The organism is Dyella tabacisoli (assembly GCF_003350925.1).
Classification (GTDB): Bacteria; Pseudomonadota; Gammaproteobacteria; order Xanthomonadales; family Rhodanobacteraceae; genus Dyella_C; species Dyella_C tabacisoli.
The window spans coordinates 179407-195201 of record NZ_KZ857176.1 but is presented as its reverse complement, the minus strand read 5'-3'; the positions used below and the strand labels follow the sequence as shown (position 1 = coordinate 195201).

Sequence of the window (15795 nt, the reverse complement as noted above, 5' to 3'; positions counted from 1 at the left end):
CGCAAGACCTTCCTCATTGGCGATGCCCTGAGAAATGCACTTTCGACGTCAAACGGTCGGACTCCAATCAAGCTGGATTCACGCCATAGCAACAAAACAAAAACCCCGGCAGGTCACCCGGCCGGGGTTTTTGCAGATCTTACAAAAAAACGCTTACTCGGCGTCGACAGCTTCAACCGTCGTCGGACGACCCACCAGTTCGACGTACGCCATCGGCGCATTGTCGCCAGGGCGGAAGCCGCACTTGAGGATACGCAGGTAGCCGCCGGGACGCTCGCGGTAACGCGGGCCCAGCTCGACGAACAACTTGCCCACAGCCTGCTTGTCGCGCAAACGCGAGAAAGCAAGGCGGCGGTTGGCAACACCGTCGGTCTTGGCGAGCGTGATGAGCGGCTCGGCAACGCGGCGAAGCTCTTTCGCCTTAGGCAGCGTGGTGCGGATCAACTCATGCTTCATCAACGACGAGGCCATATTGCGGAACATGGCTTCGCGATGCGAACTGGTGCGATTGAGTTTGCGTCCGGATTTTTGGTGGCGCATGGCAAGAACTCTCTATCTGTTGTTATGAAAAGTCGGCGACTAAGGCCGTCTTCCCGCGGTTACCCGCTATTACGAGCCACTGTGCAGCAGGCTCTTATGAGATTGCGGCCTACAAAGACCGCTTCTGACGCCTGGCGAGAGAGCTAAGCTCAAACTCGCCAGTTCGCCGGTACCACAACTGCGATCATGAGCGATCGCAAAAATGAAACATCAACCCAACTGCATGCCGTGCGACAAGCCCGGCGGCGGCCAGTTTTCAAGTTTCATGCCGAGTGCGAGACCACGCCCGCCCAGGACATCCTTGATTTCGGTCAACGACTTCTTACCAAGGTTTGGCGTTTTCAGCAGTTCGACTTCGGTCTTCTGCACCAGGTCGCCGATGTAGTAGATGCTCTCGGCCTTCAGGCAGTTTGCCGAACGCACGGTGAGCTCCAAATCGTCGATCGGACGCAGCAGCAACGGATCGAAACCGCCCTTCTCCGCCTTGTCGGTAGCGCTCTCGCGACGCGAGAAGTCACCGAATACCGATAGCTGGTCGTTGAGGATTTCAGCAGCCTTGCGAACTGCGTCTTCCGCACCGATGGTGCCGTTGGTCTCGATGTCCAGCACGAGCTTGTCGAGGTTGGTGCGCTGCTCGACACGAGCCGCATCCACTTCGTAAGCCACGCGCAGCACTGGCGCAAACGAAGCATCGAGCTGCAAGCGACCGATCGGACGAGTTTCCTCGTCCGGATGCTGGCGCGCGCTGGCCGGCTGATAGCCGACGCCGCGACGCACCTTCAGGCGCATGTTCAACGCGATGTCTTTGGTCAGGTGGCAGATCACATGCTCGGGGTTGATGATTTCCACCGAGTGATCGACCTGGATATCGCCAGCGGTAACCACGCCCTTGCCTTTCTTGGCCAAGGTCAAGGTGACTTCGTCACCCGTGTGCTGGCGAATCGCCACGTCTTTCAGGTTCAGCAGGACTTCGATCACGTCCTCCTGCAGACCCTCAAGAGTGGTGTACTCATGAAGCACGCCATCAATTTCAACCTCGACAATGGCACTGCCAGGAATCGAGGAGAGCAACACGCGACGCAGCGCGTTACCCAGTGTATGGCCGAAACCTCGCTCGAGCGGCTCCACAACCACCTTTGCGCGGTTGGCTCCGAGTTGCTCGACGCTGAGGCCACGAGGCCGTAGCACGCTAGTAGACGAAACTGCCATGCAGGGCTCCGGTTGATTACTTCGAGTAAAGCTCGACGATCAAGCTCTCATTGATATCGGACGGCAAATCACCGCGATCCGGCACCGACTTGAACGTACCTTCGAACTTCTTGGCATCGACTTCGACCCACTGCGGACGCAAGTCCATGGTATCGAACACGGTCGCCGCTTCTTGTACGCGCAGCTGAGTGCGTGCACGTTCGGTCAGCGCGATCGCATCGCCCGGGCGAACCTGGTACGACGGAATATTCACTTTCTTGCCATTCACCAGGATTGCCTTGTGAGCAACCAACTGACGAGCCTGGGCGCGGGTCACCGCAAAACCCATGCGGTAAACGACGTTGTCCAGACGGCTTTCGAGCAAGCGCAGCAGGTTCTCGCCAGTGTTGCCCTTGAGGGTCGACGCTTTGGCGTAGTAGTTGCTGAACTGGCGCTCAAGCACACCGTAGATGCGCTTGACCTTCTGCTTTTCGCGCAACTGCAGCGCGTAATCGGACATGCGCATGCGCTTGTTGGCGCCATGCTGACCGGGCTTGTTTTCCAGCTTGCACTTGGAGTCGATGGCGCGAGCCGGACTCTTCAGGCTGAGATCTGCACCCTCACGACGGGCGAGTTTGCAGGTAGCTCCACGATAACGGGCCATGGGTATGCTCCTTAGACTCGACGCTTCTTGGGGGGACGGCAGCCGTTGTGCGGAATCGGCGTGACGTCAATGATGTTGAGCACCTTGTAGCCCAGCGCGTTCAACGAACGCACAGCGGACTCACGACCCGGACCCGGGCCCTTGATGCGCACTTCGACTGTCTTTACACCGTAATCGCCAGCGGCACGGCCAGCCTTTTCGGCGGCAACCTGCGCAGCGAACGGGGTCGACTTACGCGAACCGCGGAAACCCGCGCCGCCTGCAGTCGCCCACGACAGAGCGTTGCCCTGACGATCGGTGATGGTGACGATAGTGTTGTTGAAAGAAGCCTGCACGTGGGCCACGGCATCCGTGACAACGCGCTTGATCTTCTTTTTGGTCTTAACCGGCTTAGCCATATTTGGAATCCGTTACTTCTTGATCGCGCGACGGGGACCCTTGCGGGTACGTGCGTTGGTACGCGTGCGCTGGCCGCGCACCGGCAGGCCACGGCGGTGGCGCAGACCGCGGTAGCAACCTAGATCCATTAGACGCTTGATGGCGATACCCACCTCACGGCGCAGATCGCCCTCGACAACATACTTGCCGATTTCGGCACGTAGCTTTTCAACTTCACCTTCGCTGAGGGACTTGATCTGGGTGGTTGGAACCACGCCAGCGTCCACACAGACCTTCTTGGCCCGGCTGCGACCGATGCCATAAATGCTTTGCAAGCCAACCCAGACATGCTTCTGGACCGGCAAATTGACACCCGCGATGCGCGCCATGATGTATCTCTCCGATGCGTTTCGTGCGCGGTAAACGCGCAACTTTAACTTGAATTACCCCAACAGGAAAGCCCTGCGGCACTTTGTGCCGCCACTCCCCGACTTAAAGTCCCTTCTTCGCAGCCCCAGCAGCCATTCAGTTGCGACGAAGATTGGACTTCTTGAGCAGACTTTCATATTGGTGACTGACCAGATGCGCCTGCACCTGAGCAGTGAAGTCCATCACCACGACTACAACGATCAGCAGAGAGGTGCCACCGAAGTAGAAAGGAACATGCCAAAAACTTTGCATAAACGACGGCACCAGGCAGACCAGCACCAGGTACACCGCGCCAATACCAGTCAAACGGGTCATTACGCCGTCGATATATTCGCCAGTTGCTCGACCTGGACGAATGCCTGGAATCAGTGCGCCAGAACGCTTGAGGTTATCCGCCGTTTCTTGCGAATTGAACACGATCGCCGTGTAAAAGAAGGCAAACGAGATCACCAGTACCGCAAACACGATGTCGTAGAGCGGGCTACCCGGGCTTAGCTGCGAGATCAACTCTTGCAACCAACGGGACTGATTTCCGCTACCTAGCCAGCTTGCCGCCGTGGCCGGGAACATCAACAGGCTCGAAGCGAAGATCGGCGGAATCACACCTGCCATATTGATCTTCAACGGCAAATGCGAGGTTTGGTTCATGTAGGCCTGCTGGCCACCTGAACGCCGCGCGTAATTCACCGTAATACGCCGCTGGGCCCGCTCCATGTACACCACGAACGCGGTTACCGCCAAAATCAATGCAAACACCAGGATCAACTTCAGCACTGACAGCTCGCCGTTGTTGGTCATGGTCAAGGTGTGCGCCACAGCACCCGGCAGACCGGAAACGATGCCCGCAAAGATCAACAGCGAAATACCGTTGCCAATGCCGCGCTCCGTAATCTGCTCGCCCAGCCACATCAGGAACATCGTGCCAGCCGTAAGACCGACGATCGAAGCCATGATGAAGCCAAAGCCAGGCGTATACACCACCGGCGCCCCACCCGATGCGACCTGCTTTTGCAGGGCCACCGCGATACCAAAGGCCTGAAATGCAGCCAGGCCCACGGTGCCGAAGCGGGTGTACATGGTCATCTTGCGACGACCCGCCTCACCCTCTTTGCGCAGTTGCTGCAGGCTCGGAATGACCGCGCCCATCATCTGCACCACGATCGAGGCCGAGATGTACGGCACCACACCCAGTGCGAACACCGAAAAACGTGCCAGCGAGCCACCTGAGAACATGTTGAACATGTTCATCAGGCCGCCACCCTGTTCAATCAGGCTCGTCATTGCTTCCGGATTGACACCCGGAACCGGAATGAACGAACCGAGACGGAACACGATCAACGCAGCAAGCACAAAGAAAATGCGCTGACGTAGTTCCGTCAACTTACCAAGCGATCCGAGCGATGTGCCCTGCGCTGCCGCCACTGTGATTACTCCACGCTGCCGCCGGCAGCCTCAATGGCTGCCTTGGCACCAGCAGTAGCCAGTACACCGGACAGTTTCACCGCACGGCCGATTTCACCCTTGGCGACAACCTTGACCTTCTTGGCATGGCTGTCGATCAGGCCGGCCTGATGCAGCGCGATCACGTCGATCACGTCGACCTTGAGGCCAGCGAGCTGATACAGGAACACTTCCTGGCTCTCGCGCTTCTTCAGCGAGCGGAAGCCCACCTTAGGCAAGCGACGCTGCAACGGCATCTGGCCGCCCTCGAAGCCATAACGATGGGTACCACCAGCGCGAGCGTGCTGACCCTTGTGACCACGGCCGGCGGTTTTACCCAGACCCGAACCGATACCACGGCCAACGCGAAGACGCGTTTTGTGTGAGCCGGCATTCGGCTTCATGTCATTAAGACGCATCTTGCTTACTCCTCAACCCGCACAAGGTAGTAGACCGTGTTGATAAGACCGCGGACCTGCGGGCTATCTTTCAATTCACGGACGTCGTTGAGCTTGCCCAGGCCGAGCGCTTTCACGCTCAGGCGATGACGGTTCTGTACGCCGCGCAGGCCTTTGACCAAGCGCACGCGTACGGTTTTTTCGTTGTTAGCCATTACCCAGCACCTCTTCCAGAGTCTTGCCACGCTTGGCAGCGATCTGCTTCGGCGAAGCGATGGCCTGCAGGCCCTTGATCGTGGCACGAACCAGGTTGATCGGGTTACGCGAACCCACCGCCTTGGCCAGCACGTTCTTGACGCCGACGACTTCCAGCACAGCGCGCATGGCGCCGCCAGCGATGACGCCGGTACCTTCGGAAGCAGGCTGCATGAACACACGGGCTGCGCCGTGGTTAGCCTTGACGGCATACCACAAGGTGCCGTTGTTCAGGTCGATGCTCACCATCTGACGACGGGCACGTTCCATGGCCTTGGAGATAGCGACCGGCACTTCGCGTGCTTTGCCATAACCAAAACCCACGCGGCCTTCGCCATCGCCGACCACGGTCAGCGCAGTGAAGCTCATCTGGCGGCCACCCTTAACGGTCTTGGCCACGCGGTTGACGGCGATCAGCTTTTCAAGCAGGCCGTCTGAATTTTCGCGATCGGTAGAAGACATGTTCTTTTCCGTATGCCCGGACTATCCGGGACTTTTGCTTGCGGCTGAGCCGCTTGGAGTTGTTTTCTGTGGAGCTGGGAATCGGAAGCAATGAGTTGCGTGGTTAAAACGCCCTACTCTCTACTTCTGATTCCCGGTCAATCAGAACTTCAGGCCGGCTTCGCGAGCCGCATCGGCCAATGCCTTGATGCGGCCGTGATAGCGGAAGCCCGAACGATCAAACGCGACCGATTCGATGCCTGCTGCCTTGGCGCGCTCAGCTACTGCCTTGCCAACGGCGGCGGCGGCTTCGCAGTTCTTGGTGCCTTTCAAGCCTTCAGCAACCGACTTCTGCACCGTGGAGGCCGCAGCCACCACGTTCAGGCCAGTGGCATCGAAGACCTGTGCATACAGGTGCTGGCCGGTGCGGTGCACCGACAAGCGCGGCACTGCCAGCTCGCGGATATGAGCGCGGGTGGACTTGGCACGACGTAGGCGGGATTCATTCTTGTTCATAGTGTTTCTCCAGAAAGCGGATAGGCCAGCACTTTTCAGTGCATTACGCCTTCTTGGCTTCCTTCAGCGTGATCTTCTCGCCGGCGTAACGAACGCCCTTGCCCTTGTACGGCTCCGGTGGACGGTAACCACGAATCTTCGCGGCCACTTCACCTACGAGCTGCTTATCGGAGCCCTTGATGACGACTTCGGTCTGCGTCGGCGTTTCGATGCTGATGCCTTCCGGGGAGTCAAACACCACCGGATGGGAAAAACCCAGGCTCAGGTTCAATGCCTTGCCGGCCATCGATGCGCGGTAACCCACGCCGACCAGCTCCAGCTTGCGCTCGAAACCGTCGGATACGCCTTTAATCATGTTTGCCAGCAGTGCGCGGGCGGTGCCACCGAACTTGTCTTCGGCGCCCTCGGCGACACTGATGCTAACGGTGCCATTGTCCACAGCCACGGAAACACCCGGCAGTGCGTGCAACGACAGCGAGCCCTTCGGACCTTTCACCGAGATGCCGTCATCGGCAATCTTCAGCTCAACGCCCTTCGGCAGGGAAATCGGTTTTTTGGCAACACGGGACATCGTCGACTCCTTATGCCACTTGGCCGATGACTTCGCCGCCCAAGCCCTTAGCACGGGCCTGCGCGTCGGTCAGAAGACCGGCAGAAGTCGAGATAATCGAGATACCCAGGCCGCCGAGAACCTTCGGCAGTTCGTCCTTGCCGCGGTAAACACGCAGGCCGGAGCGGCTGACACGGGAGATGCGCTCGATGGCCGGGCGGCCTTCGAAGTACTTGAGCTTGAGCTCGAGTACCGGCTTGCCTTCCTGAGTGGAAGTCTTGGCGTCGAGGATATAACCCTCGTTTTTCAGAAGGCTGGCGATAGCCACCTTCAACTTCGACGACGGCATGCTTACGGCCTGCTTGCCCGTGAGTTGGGCATTGCGGATGCGCGTAAACAGATCGGCGATGGGATCAGTCATGCTCATGAAAACATCCTTCAGAGTGCACCGATATCCGATAAAACCGGAAATCAATTTTAAATTGTGAGCCGGCAAAGCCGCCGACCTGCTTTACGCAGACCGCCGACTATAACAGCTTGTTTCCTGTTTTGCGAATATCGATGCGTAATCGCATCAACGGCTGCTCGCTGCCGAGCAACCGCCGTTCTCATCCGCGGCATCGAAATGCCGCGGATGTATGTTGGGCAAATCTATTACCAGCTAGCCTTACGCAGACCGGGAACATCGCCGCGCATGGTAGCTTCACGCAGCTTGTTACGGCCAAGGCCGAACTTACGGTACACACCACGCGAACGACCGGACAATACGCAGCGGTTACGCTGACGGACTGGGCTGGCGTCACGCGGCAGCTTCTGCAACTTGGTCTGGGCTTCCATCTTCTCCTCGTAGGAGGAGTTGGGGCTCAGCACGGTTGCTTTCAGTTCTGCACGCTTGGTGGCGTACTTCTTGACGATTTTGGTCCGCTTGATATCGCGGTTCACCATCGATGTCTTAGCCATGGGTCTCTCGCGTCTATCAGTTGCGGAACGGGAAGCTGAAGGCTTCCAGCAGCGCTTTGGCTTCTTCGTCGGTCTTGGCGGTGGTGGTGATGGAAATATCCATACCGCGCACGGCGTCGATCTGATCGAAGTCGATTTCCGGGAAGATGATCTGTTCCCGAACGCCGAAGTTGTAGTTGCCACGACCGTCGAAAGCACGACCAGAGACACCACGGAAGTCGCGAGTACGCGGCAGCGAGATGTTAATCAGGCGGTCGAGGAACTCCCACATCTGGGCGCGACGCAAGGTGACCTTGCAGCCGATCGGCCAACCATCGCGGATCTTGAACGAGGCGACGGATACGCGCGCCTTGGTCGTGATCGGCTTCTGACCGGCGATCTTGGCCATGTCAGCCACGGCGTTCTCGAGCACTTTCTTATTGCCCGCAGCTTCGCCCACGCCCATGTTCAGCGTGATCTTGGTGATGCGGGGAACCTGCATCACATTCTGGTAACCGAAGCGCTCAGTGAGCTTCTGCATTACCTGTTCTTTATAAAACGTTTCAAGGCGCGTCATGATCGTGTTCCTTACGCGTCCACGACCTCGCCAGACGAACGGAACACGCGGACCTTGCGCTTGTCTTCAAGCGTTTTGATACCGACGCGCTCACCCTTGTTCGTGGCGGGGTTGAACAGCTGCACATTAGAGATATGGATCGAAGCCTCACGCTCAACGATGCCGCCGGCCTGGTTGGCTTGCGGATTCGGCTTGGTGTGGCGCTTGATCAGGTTCACGTTGGAGACGAACACGCGATCGCCATCAACGCGCAGCACGTCGCCGCGCTGACCTTTGTTTTTACCGGTGATCACGAGGACCTGATCACCTTTGCGGATACGGTTCATGTCTGGTCTCCGCTCAGAGCACTTCGGGCGCGAGGGAGACGATCTTCATGAACTTCTCGCTGCGCAGCTCGCGGGTAACCGGCCCGAAAATACGGGTACCGATCGGCTCGAGCTTGTTATTGAGGAGCACCGCTGCATTCCCGTCGAAACGGATCAGCGAGCCATCCGGACGGCGCACACCCTTGGCGGTACGAACCACCACGGCGTTGTACACCTCACCCTTCTTTACCTTGCCACGCGGAATCGCATCTTTCACGGTGACTTTGATGACATCACCGATGCCGGCGTAACGGCGCTTGGAGCCACCGAGCACCTTGATGCACATCAATTCCTTCGCGCCGCTGTTGTCCGCTGCGGAAAGCGTGCTTTGCATCTGAATCATTTCTGCACCCTCCCCTTAGACGCTGGCGCGCGTGATGATTTCGACCACGCGGTGATGCTTGGTCTTGGACAAAGGACGGCATTCTGCGATGCGGACGAGGTCACCCTCGTTCGCGCCCAGATCGTCCTGCGCATGCAACTTGGTCGAACGGCGAATGATTTTGCCGAGCAGCCAATGCTGAACCTGACGCTCGATCAAAACGGTGACCGTCTTGTCCATTTTGTTGCTGGTGACACGACCCTCGAGGGTCCGCGTCTGTTTTTGGTTATCGCTCATATCCGCCGTCCCTTACTTCTTGCCGCCGAGCACAAACTTCGTGCGGGCAATGTCGCGCCGTACACGGCGCAGTTGGTGCGGCTGGTTGAGCTGGCCGGTGCCTTTCTGCATACGCAAGTTGAATTGCTCCTTGCGCAGGTCCAGCAGATGCTGTTTCAGCTCGTCGGCCGACTTGTCTTTGATCGTATTGATCGCTTTGGTGGCCATCACATCACCGCCCTGGTCACAAACTGGGTCTGCACCGGGAGCTTGGCAGCAGCAAGGCGGAACGCCTCGCGTGCAGTCGGCTCATCGACGCCTTCGATTTCGTACACCATACGGCCGGGCTGAACCAGCGCGACCCAGAACTCCACACCACCCTTACCGGCGCCCATGCGGACTTCGATTGGCTTCTTGGTGATCGGCTTGTCGGGGAACACACGGATCCACAACTTGCCACCACGCTTCACGAAACGGGTGATGCAACGACGACCAGCCTCGATCTGACGCGCGGTAAGCGCGCCGGTCATGGTGGACTTCAGGCCGTATTCGCCAAAGCTGACGACGTTCGCGCACTGTGCCAAGCCGTCGTTACGGCCCTTGAACTGCTTACGATATTTGGTTCGTTTAGGTTGCAACATGGCAACTCTCCTTACTTCGCCGTCCGCTCGCGACGGCCTTCACCGCCCTCGCGACGCGAATCACCACGACGACCTTCGCCACCTTCGCGGCGCGGCTGCGATTGCTCGTCTTTCGACTCTTGGGCGGCCTGAGCCAGATCGAAGATCTCGCCCTTATAGATCCACACCTTGATGCCGATGATGCCGTAGGTGGTCTTCGCCTCGGCAAAGCCGTAGTCGATGTCGGCACGCAGCGTATGCAGCGGCACGCGACCTTCGCGGCTCCATTCAGAACGAGCGATCTCGGCACCGTTCAGGCGGCCGGAGACGTTGATTTTGATACCCAGGGCACCGAGGCGCATCGCATTACCGACCGAGCGCTTCATGGCGCGGCGGAACATGATGCGACGCTCGAGCTGCTGCGCGATCGATTCGGCAACCAGCTGCGCGTCGAGCTCAGGCTTGCGCACTTCGCTGACGTTGATGTGCGCCGGAACGCCCATCAGCTGGCTGACTTCTTTACGCAGCTTCTCGATATCCTCACCCTTCTTGCCGATCACCACGCCCGGACGGGCGGTGTGAATCGTCACGCGTGCGGTTTTAGCCGGACGCTCGATCAGGATTTTCGAGATGCCGGCCTGAGCCAGCTTCTTGCGGAGCATTTCACGGACCTTCAAATCGGCCGCGAGATACTTGGCGTAATCGCCTTTATTGGCGTACCACTTCGAGTTCCAGTCCTTGGCAATGCCGAGGCGGATACCGGTGGGATGAACTTTATGACCCATCGTCTACGTCCCCAGTCAGTTGCCAACAACCACAGTGATGTGGCTGGTGCGCTTCAAGATGCGCGAACCGCGGCCTTTGGCGCGGGCGTACATGCGCTTCATGGCCGGACCTTCATCCACGAAGATGCTCGAGACCTTCAGCTCGTCGACATCGGCACCGAGATTGTTCTCGGCGTTGGCGACGGCTGACAGCAGCACCTTGCGAACAAGGAGCGCGGCCTTTTTGTTGGTGAATTGGAGCACGTCGCTGGCACGGCCCACGGGTAAACCGCGGACCAGGTCAGCAACCAGGCGTGCCTTCTGCGCCGAAATGCGGGCGCTGCGCAGGATCGCTTTGGCTTCTGTGCTCATCACTTGCCCTTCTTATCGCCGCCATGGCCCTTGAAAGTACGCGTCACTGCGAATTCGCCGAGCTTATGCCCGACCATATTCTCGTTGACGAGTACCGGCACGTGCTGGCGACCGTTGTGGATGGCGATGGTCAACCCAACCATTTCTGGCAGGATCATGGAACGACGCGACCAGGTTTTGATCGGACGCTTGTTGTTAGTGGAAACCGCAGCTTCCACCTTCTTCACGAGGTGAAGGTCGACGAACGGACCTTTCTTTAAAGAACGCGGCATGTCGGTTTCCGGTTATTTGCGACGACGCACAATGAACTGCTGTGTGCGCTTGTTGTTACGGGTCTTGTAGCCCTTGGCCGGCGTGCCCCATGGGCTAACCGGGTGACGGCCACCAGAAGTCTTGCCTTCACCACCACCATGCGGATGGTCGACCGGGTTCATCACCACACCACGAACGGTGGGACGGATACCCAGCCAACGCTTGGCGCCGGCTTTGCCGAGCTTCTTGAGGCTGTGCTCGCTGTTGCCGACTTCACCGATGGTGGCGCGGCAATCAACGGGTACGCGACGCATTTCGCCAGAGCGAAGACGCAGCGTGGCATAACCGGTTTCGCGAGCAACCAACTGCACCGAGGCACCGGCACTGCGAGCAATCTGCGCGCCCTTGCCTGGCTTCATCTCGATGCAATGAATGGTGCTACCGACCGGGATATTGCGCAGCGGCAGGCAGTTACCAGCCTTGATCGGAGCATCGGTGCCCGAGACCAGGCGATCGCCCACCTGCACGCCCTTGGGCGCGATGATGTAACGACGCTCACCGTCGGCATAGCACAGCAGTGCGATGTGTGCGGTGCGGTTCGGATCGTACTCGATACGCTCAACTTTCGCCGCGATGCTTTCTTTATCGCGCTTGAAGTCGATGATGCGGTAACGCTGCTTGTGACCGCCGCCCTGGTGGCGAACGGTGATACGACCGTAGTGATTGCGACCGCCGGTTTTGGACTGCGATTCGGTCAACGCCGCGAACGGCGCGCCCTTATGCAGGCCAGGCGTACGTACGCTTACTGCGTCGCGGCGCCCGGGGGAGGTCGGCTTGTGGGTAATTAATGCCATCTCACAGAACTCCTAGCTCAGGCTTTGGCTGACACGTCGATGGTCTGACCATCGGCAAGTCGAACGTAGGCCTTGCGCTTGCCCTGGCGATTGCCAGCGCGGAAACGGAAGGACTTGACCTTGCCCTTGGTGTTGACGAGGTTCACCTGCTCGACTTTGACGTCGAACATCTGCTCCACCGCCGCACGGACATCGGCCTTCGTTGCTTCGGGGGCCACCACGAATACGTACTGGTTGCTAGCCGCGAGGCGAGCTGCCTTTTCCGAAATGTGCGGCGCGCGCAGCGTATTTAGAATGCGTTCGTTGCTCATGCCAGCCACTCCTCAACCTTCTTGACGGCCTCGACGGTCATCACGACGTGATCGGAGCCCACCAGGCTGACCGGATTCAGCGCCATGACGTCGAGCACATGAATGTAGGGAATATTGCGCGCGGCCAGGAACACCGCCTCAGAGGCGTCTTCCGAAACCAGCAGCACACGGCCCGACACTTGCAGCTCAGCCAGCTTGGCAACCATGGACTTGGTCTTCGGGGTGTCGATGCCGAAGCTCTCGACAATCTTCAGACGATCCTGACGCGCCAACTCCGAGAAAATGGAGCGGATCGCGACACGGTAGGCCTTGCGGTTGACCTTCTGCTCGAAGCTACGCGGCTTGGCTGCAAACGTACGACCGCCGCCCACGAAGATCGGGGCACGATAGTCGCCGTGGCGAGCGCCACCGCCTTTCTGCTTCTTGAATTTCTTGGTGGTACCCGACATCTCACCACGTGATAGCTGCGCTTTAGTACCGGCGCGACCGCCAGCCTGGTAAGCGACAACGACCTGGTGGACCAGGGCTTGTTTGAACTCGCCGCCGAACACTTCGTCCGATACGGTGAGCGGCTTGGCGCCAATGACATTCAGTTCCATGGCGTCTCTCCTCAACCCTTGGTGGTCGGGCGGATGATGACGTCGCCACCGGTAGCACCCGGTACCGCGCCCTTCACGGCAATCAAGTGACGCTCGGCGTCGACCTTGACCACTTCCAGACCTTGTTGCGTACGATTCACCGCGCCCATGTGACCCGACATTTTCTTGCCCGGGAACACACGACCTGGGGTCTGACGCTGACCGATAGAACCCGGCGCGCGATGCGACAGCGAGTTACCGTGGGTGGCGTCACCCATTTTGAAGTTATGGCGCTTGATGGTGCCCTGGAAGCCTTTACCCTTGCTGACGCCTGCGACGTCGACAATCTGGCCGGCCTGGAACACGTCGTCGGCCTTGATTTCAGCACCAACGGTGTACTTGCCCAGGTCGTCCGCGGAAACGCGGAATTCCCACAAGCCACGACCCGGCTCAACTTTGGCCTTGGCGTAATGACCTTTCAGCGGCTGGGTCAGCAGACTGGCGCGCTTGACGCCTGCTGCAACCTGCACAGCGCTGTAACCGTCGTTATCTTCCGTCTTCAACTGCGTAACGCGATTCGGGGTGGCTTCAATCAGCGTCACCGGAATCGAGCGTCCGTCTTCAGTGAAGAGTCGGCTCATGCCGCATTTGCGGCCTACTAGTCCGATACTCATATTCGTATCCTGTCTATCGCTCAACCGAGCTTGATCTGAACATCTACGCCAGCGGCGAGATCAAGCTTCATGAGCGCGTCCACGGTTTTGTCGTTGGGATCAACGATATCGAGCACTCGCTTGTGCGTACGGGTCTCGTACTGGTCGCGAGCATCTTTGTCGACGTGAGGCGACGTAAGAATGGTGTAGCGCTCGATTTTTGTCGGGAGCGGAATCGGGCCGAGAACCGTAGCGCCAGTGCGCTTAGCCGTCTCGACGATTTCGCTGGCCGAACGGTCGATCAAACGATGATCGAACGCCTTGAGCCGAATGCGAATTTTTTGGTTCGCCATAACCGTGTCCTATTGTCGAAAGAACAAACTGTGAATCGAGATGGCTTCTCACCAACTCGCACAACCTAATTACTACTACAGCACCGCTAACCAGGCCGCCCACTGAGGCAAGAAACCCACCACAAAGATCGACCCTAAAAGACCGGGCAGACCGAGTAAACGGTCTGCCCAGACAGAAAAGTATAAAATGCGCAAATGCAAAGGTCAACAGAGCCAGTGACTCTGCCACCTAAATATTCCCGCAACAATCCATGTATAGCGAACTCGAAGCACATCCGTGCACCTCATTTCGCGGTAAATCACACGACACTATAGGCCGCGCGATAAAGATAACTTGTGGACTATAACCTAACGGTAACAAAAAGAAAAGCGATCGAAGAACTTCGATTACCTCACCCACAGAAACTCCTGGTGACTGCGCGCGACCAAGAGTCCGCACAAATAACCAGGCAAAAAAGAAAGGGCGACAGCTTTCGCCCTCGCCCTTTCTACAAGCAGTCCGTTAAACGAACCGCCTACTTTCAGATCACTTACTTGATGACTTTCGCCACCACGCCGGCGCCGACGGTACGGCCACCTTCGCGAATAGCAAAGCGCAAGCCTTCGTCCATCGCGATCGGGTGAATCAAGCTCACCGTCATCTTCACGTTGTCACCCGGCATCACCATCTCCACGCCTTCCGGCAACTCGCAAGCGCCAGTCACGTCGGTGGTGCGGAAGTAGAACTGCGGACGATAGCCCTTGAAGAACGGGGTATGACGGCCACCCTCATCCTTCGACAGCACATAGACCTCAGCCTCGAAGTCGGTATGCGGCTTGATCGAGCCCGGCTTGGCCAACACCTGGCCGCGCTGCACGTCGTCGCGCTTCAGGCCGCGAACCAGCAGACCGGCGTTGTCGCCTGCCATGCCCTGGTCCAGCAGCTTGCGGAACATTTCGATACCGGTAACGGTGGTTTTCTGCGTATCGCGAATACCGACCACTTCGACTTCGTCACCGACCTTGATCACGCCGCACTCGATACGACCAGTGACCACGGTACCGCGACCGGAGATCGAGAACACGTCTTCGACCGGCATCAGGAATGCTTTGTCGATCACGCGAACCGGCTCAGGAATGTAGCTGTCCAGCGCGTCGACCAGCTTGATGATCGCCGGCACGCCGATTTCGGACTGGTCACCGTCCAGCGCCTTGCGGGCCGAACCGTGGATGATCGGGGTGTCGTCGCCCGGAAAGTCGTACTTGGTGAGCAATTCGCGCACTTCCATCTCGACCAGCTCAAGCAGCTCGGCGTCGTCCACCAAGTCAGCCTTGTTCAGGAACACGACGATGTACGGCACGCCGACCTGACGCGATAACAGAATGTGCTCACGAGTCTGCGGCATCGGGCCGTCAGCGGCCGAGCACACCAGAATCGCGCCGTCCATCTGCGCCGCACCGGTGATCATGTTTTTCACATAGTCAGCATGGCCGGGGCAATCGACGTGGGCGTAGTGGCGGTTCGGCGACTCGTATTCCACGTGGGCAGTCGAGATCGTGATGCCGCGTGCCTTCTCTTCCGGCGCAGCGTCGATCTGGTCATAACCCTTGAACTCGCCGCCGAAGCGCTCGGCACCGACCTTGGTCAGTGCTGCGGTCAGCGTCGTCTTACCATGATCCACGTGACCAATCGTGCCGACGTTGACGTGCGGCTTGGTGCGTTCGAATTTACCCTTTGCCATGACTCTAAACCTCTAAAAGAACTATGTAATTTGGAAAAA

The 15795-nt window shown here is 58.4% G+C and carries 28 protein-coding genes; all 28 read right to left on the bottom strand.

The window, feature by feature from the left end; genetic code table 11:
* Positions 1-153: 153 nt before the first annotated feature.
* Entirely contained in the window at positions 154-540 is a 387-nt protein-coding gene (rplQ, locus tag DVJ77_RS10655; RefSeq protein ID WP_114845489.1) for a 50S ribosomal protein L17, read from the bottom strand.
* A 210-nt stretch (positions 541-750) separates the two neighbouring features.
* Positions 751-1749 (bottom strand): DNA-directed RNA polymerase subunit alpha, encoded by a 999-nt coding sequence (locus DVJ77_RS10650; protein ID WP_114845488.1) that lies wholly within the window; start codon positions 1747-1749, stop codon positions 751-753.
* Positions 1750-1765: 16 nt separating this feature from the next.
* Entirely contained in the window at positions 1766-2392 is a 627-nt protein-coding gene (gene rpsD / locus DVJ77_RS10645; protein ID WP_114845487.1) for a 30S ribosomal protein S4, read from the bottom strand.
* Between the two features lie 11 nt (positions 2393-2403).
* The gene (gene rpsK, locus DVJ77_RS10640; protein WP_007513384.1) at positions 2404-2790 is read right to left on the bottom strand and encodes a 30S ribosomal protein S11; all 387 of its coding nucleotides are present in this window, start codon (positions 2788-2790) and stop codon (positions 2404-2406) included.
* Between the two features lie 12 nt (positions 2791-2802).
* Complete coding sequence (gene rpsM, locus DVJ77_RS10635) at positions 2803-3159, bottom strand: 30S ribosomal protein S13 (protein ID WP_114845486.1); 357 nt, start codon at positions 3157-3159, stop codon at positions 2803-2805.
* A 136-nt stretch (positions 3160-3295) separates the two neighbouring features.
* A complete protein-coding gene (secY, locus tag DVJ77_RS10630; protein WP_114845485.1) occupies positions 3296-4621 on the bottom strand; it encodes a preprotein translocase subunit SecY in 1326 nt (441 codons plus the stop codon).
* 5 nt (positions 4622-4626) lie between these two features.
* Complete coding sequence (gene rplO, locus DVJ77_RS10625) at positions 4627-5058, bottom strand: 50S ribosomal protein L15 (protein ID WP_114845484.1); 432 nt, start codon at positions 5056-5058, stop codon at positions 4627-4629.
* A gap of 5 nt (positions 5059-5063) precedes the next feature.
* The gene (rpmD, locus tag DVJ77_RS10620; RefSeq protein WP_114845483.1) at positions 5064-5252 is read right to left on the bottom strand and encodes a 50S ribosomal protein L30; all 189 of its coding nucleotides are present in this window, start codon (positions 5250-5252) and stop codon (positions 5064-5066) included.
* Entirely contained in the window at positions 5245-5754 is a 510-nt protein-coding gene (rpsE, locus tag DVJ77_RS10615; RefSeq protein ID WP_114845482.1) for a 30S ribosomal protein S5, read from the bottom strand. The genes rpmD and rpsE overlap by 8 nt, the downstream gene beginning before the upstream one ends.
* A 141-nt stretch (positions 5755-5895) precedes the next feature.
* The gene (gene rplR / locus DVJ77_RS10610; protein ID WP_114845481.1) at positions 5896-6249 is read right to left on the bottom strand and encodes a 50S ribosomal protein L18; all 354 of its coding nucleotides are present in this window, start codon (positions 6247-6249) and stop codon (positions 5896-5898) included.
* Positions 6250-6292: 43 nt separating this feature from the next.
* Entirely contained in the window at positions 6293-6820 is a 528-nt protein-coding gene (gene rplF, locus DVJ77_RS10605) for a 50S ribosomal protein L6 (RefSeq protein WP_114845480.1), read from the bottom strand.
* A gap of 10 nt (positions 6821-6830) precedes the next feature.
* Positions 6831-7226 carry a 30S ribosomal protein S8 gene (gene rpsH, locus DVJ77_RS10600; protein WP_114845479.1) on the bottom strand — a complete coding sequence of 132 codons (396 nt, stop codon included), beginning with the start codon at positions 7224-7226 and terminating at the stop codon, positions 6831-6833.
* A gap of 227 nt (positions 7227-7453) precedes the next feature.
* Positions 7454-7759, bottom strand: coding sequence for a 30S ribosomal protein S14 (gene rpsN, locus DVJ77_RS10595; protein WP_114845478.1), 306 nt, complete (start codon positions 7757-7759; stop codon positions 7454-7456).
* A 16-nt stretch (positions 7760-7775) separates the two neighbouring features.
* A complete protein-coding gene (gene rplE, locus DVJ77_RS10590; RefSeq protein ID WP_191983688.1) occupies positions 7776-8318 on the bottom strand; it encodes a 50S ribosomal protein L5 in 543 nt (180 codons plus the stop codon).
* An 8-nt stretch (positions 8319-8326) separates the two neighbouring features.
* Positions 8327-8641, bottom strand: a complete 315-nt coding sequence (gene rplX / locus DVJ77_RS10585) for a 50S ribosomal protein L24 (RefSeq protein ID WP_114845476.1) — start codon at positions 8639-8641, stop codon at positions 8327-8329.
* A gap of 13 nt (positions 8642-8654) precedes the next feature.
* Entirely contained in the window at positions 8655-9023 is a 369-nt protein-coding gene (rplN, locus tag DVJ77_RS10580; RefSeq protein WP_114845475.1) for a 50S ribosomal protein L14, read from the bottom strand.
* 15 nt (positions 9024-9038) lie between these two features.
* Positions 9039-9299 carry a 30S ribosomal protein S17 gene (rpsQ, locus tag DVJ77_RS10575; protein WP_114845474.1) on the bottom strand — a complete coding sequence of 87 codons (261 nt, stop codon included), beginning with the start codon at positions 9297-9299 and terminating at the stop codon, positions 9039-9041.
* 12 nt (positions 9300-9311) lie between these two features.
* Positions 9312-9506, bottom strand: a complete 195-nt coding sequence (gene rpmC / locus DVJ77_RS10570) for a 50S ribosomal protein L29 (RefSeq protein ID WP_114845473.1) — start codon at positions 9504-9506, stop codon at positions 9312-9314.
* Positions 9506-9919, bottom strand: coding sequence for a 50S ribosomal protein L16 (rplP, locus tag DVJ77_RS10565; protein ID WP_114845472.1), 414 nt, complete (start codon positions 9917-9919; stop codon positions 9506-9508). The genes rpmC and rplP overlap by 1 nt, the downstream gene beginning before the upstream one ends.
* An 11-nt stretch (positions 9920-9930) precedes the next feature.
* Entirely contained in the window at positions 9931-10683 is a 753-nt protein-coding gene (gene rpsC / locus DVJ77_RS10560; RefSeq protein WP_114845471.1) for a 30S ribosomal protein S3, read from the bottom strand.
* Between the two features lie 15 nt (positions 10684-10698).
* Entirely contained in the window at positions 10699-11034 is a 336-nt protein-coding gene (gene rplV, locus DVJ77_RS10555; protein WP_114845470.1) for a 50S ribosomal protein L22, read from the bottom strand.
* Positions 11034-11306, bottom strand: coding sequence for a 30S ribosomal protein S19 (gene rpsS, locus DVJ77_RS10550; RefSeq protein ID WP_026635835.1), 273 nt, complete (start codon positions 11304-11306; stop codon positions 11034-11036). Before rpsS ends, rplV begins: the two co-directional genes overlap by 1 nt.
* 12 nt (positions 11307-11318) lie before the next feature.
* The gene (gene rplB, locus DVJ77_RS10545) at positions 11319-12140 is read right to left on the bottom strand and encodes a 50S ribosomal protein L2 (protein WP_114845469.1); all 822 of its coding nucleotides are present in this window, start codon (positions 12138-12140) and stop codon (positions 11319-11321) included.
* A gap of 17 nt (positions 12141-12157) precedes the next feature.
* Positions 12158-12451 carry a 50S ribosomal protein L23 gene (gene rplW, locus DVJ77_RS10540; RefSeq protein WP_114845468.1) on the bottom strand — a complete coding sequence of 98 codons (294 nt, stop codon included), beginning with the start codon at positions 12449-12451 and terminating at the stop codon, positions 12158-12160.
* Positions 12448-13050 carry a 50S ribosomal protein L4 gene (rplD, locus tag DVJ77_RS10535; protein WP_114845467.1) on the bottom strand — a complete coding sequence of 201 codons (603 nt, stop codon included), beginning with the start codon at positions 13048-13050 and terminating at the stop codon, positions 12448-12450. The genes rplW and rplD overlap by 4 nt, the downstream gene beginning before the upstream one ends.
* Positions 13051-13061: 11 nt before the next feature.
* Positions 13062-13703 carry a 50S ribosomal protein L3 gene (rplC, locus tag DVJ77_RS10530; RefSeq protein ID WP_114845466.1) on the bottom strand — a complete coding sequence of 214 codons (642 nt, stop codon included), beginning with the start codon at positions 13701-13703 and terminating at the stop codon, positions 13062-13064.
* A 20-nt stretch (positions 13704-13723) separates the two neighbouring features.
* Positions 13724-14035 (bottom strand): 30S ribosomal protein S10, encoded by a 312-nt coding sequence (rpsJ, locus tag DVJ77_RS10525; protein WP_008209947.1) that lies wholly within the window; start codon positions 14033-14035, stop codon positions 13724-13726.
* Between the two features lie 530 nt (positions 14036-14565).
* Positions 14566-15756, bottom strand: coding sequence for an elongation factor Tu (tuf, locus tag DVJ77_RS10520; RefSeq protein ID WP_114845465.1), 1191 nt, complete (start codon positions 15754-15756; stop codon positions 14566-14568).
* Positions 15757-15795: the final 39 nt, after the last annotated feature.

Coding starts and splice junctions, on each gene's coding strand:
- rpsC (WP_114845471.1), bottom strand. CDS start 10,683: ATGGGTCATAAAGTTCATCCCACCGGTATCCGCCTCGGCATTGCCAAG.
- rpsQ (WP_114845474.1), bottom strand. CDS start 9,299: ATGAGCGATAACCAAAAACAGACGCGGACCCTCGAGGGTCGTGTCACC.
- rpsH (WP_114845479.1), bottom strand. CDS start 7,226: ATGAGCATGACTGATCCCATCGCCGATCTGTTTACGCGCATCCGCAAT.
- rpmC (WP_114845473.1), bottom strand. CDS start 9,506: ATGGCCACCAAAGCGATCAATACGATCAAAGACAAGTCGGCCGACGAG.
- rpsE (WP_114845482.1), bottom strand. CDS start 5,754: ATGTCTTCTACCGATCGCGAAAATTCAGACGGCCTGCTTGAAAAGCTG.
- rpsN (WP_114845478.1), bottom strand. CDS start 7,759: ATGGCTAAGACATCGATGGTGAACCGCGATATCAAGCGGACCAAAATC.
- rplP (WP_114845472.1), bottom strand. CDS start 9,919: ATGTTGCAACCTAAACGAACCAAATATCGTAAGCAGTTCAAGGGCCGT.
- rplV (WP_114845470.1), bottom strand. CDS start 11,034: ATGAGCACAGAAGCCAAAGCGATCCTGCGCAGCGCCCGCATTTCGGCG.
- rplX (WP_114845476.1), bottom strand. CDS start 8,641: ATGAACCGTATCCGCAAAGGTGATCAGGTCCTCGTGATCACCGGTAAA.
- rpmD (WP_114845483.1), bottom strand. CDS start 5,252: ATGGCTAACAACGAAAAAACCGTACGCGTGCGCTTGGTCAAAGGCCTG.
- rpsJ (WP_008209947.1), bottom strand. CDS start 14,035: ATGGCGAACCAAAAAATTCGCATTCGGCTCAAGGCGTTCGATCATCGT.
- rplO (WP_114845484.1), bottom strand. CDS start 5,058: ATGCGTCTTAATGACATGAAGCCGAATGCCGGCTCACACAAAACGCGT.
- DVJ77_RS10650 (WP_114845488.1), bottom strand. CDS start 1,749: ATGGCAGTTTCGTCTACTAGCGTGCTACGGCCTCGTGGCCTCAGCGTC.
- rpsD (WP_114845487.1), bottom strand. CDS start 2,392: ATGGCCCGTTATCGTGGAGCTACCTGCAAACTCGCCCGTCGTGAGGGT.
- rplR (WP_114845481.1), bottom strand. CDS start 6,249: ATGAACAAGAATGAATCCCGCCTACGTCGTGCCAAGTCCACCCGCGCT.
- rplB (WP_114845469.1), bottom strand. CDS start 12,140: ATGGCATTAATTACCCACAAGCCGACCTCCCCCGGGCGCCGCGACGCA.
- rplW (WP_114845468.1), bottom strand. CDS start 12,451: ATGAGCAACGAACGCATTCTAAATACGCTGCGCGCGCCGCACATTTCG.
- rpsS (WP_026635835.1), bottom strand. CDS start 11,306: ATGCCGCGTTCTTTAAAGAAAGGTCCGTTCGTCGACCTTCACCTCGTG.
- rpsK (WP_007513384.1), bottom strand. CDS start 2,790: ATGGCTAAGCCGGTTAAGACCAAAAAGAAGATCAAGCGCGTTGTCACG.
- rplC (WP_114845466.1), bottom strand. CDS start 13,703: ATGAGTATCGGACTAGTAGGCCGCAAATGCGGCATGAGCCGACTCTTC.
- rplQ (WP_114845489.1), bottom strand. CDS start 540: ATGCGCCACCAAAAATCCGGACGCAAACTCAATCGCACCAGTTCGCAT.
- rplD (WP_114845467.1), bottom strand. CDS start 13,050: ATGGAACTGAATGTCATTGGCGCCAAGCCGCTCACCGTATCGGACGAA.
- rpsM (WP_114845486.1), bottom strand. CDS start 3,159: ATGGCGCGCATCGCGGGTGTCAATTTGCCGGTCCAGAAGCATGTCTGG.
- rplN (WP_114845475.1), bottom strand. CDS start 9,023: ATGATTCAGATGCAAAGCACGCTTTCCGCAGCGGACAACAGCGGCGCG.
- rplF (WP_114845480.1), bottom strand. CDS start 6,820: ATGTCCCGTGTTGCCAAAAAACCGATTTCCCTGCCGAAGGGCGTTGAG.
- tuf (WP_114845465.1), bottom strand. CDS start 15,756: ATGGCAAAGGGTAAATTCGAACGCACCAAGCCGCACGTCAACGTCGGC.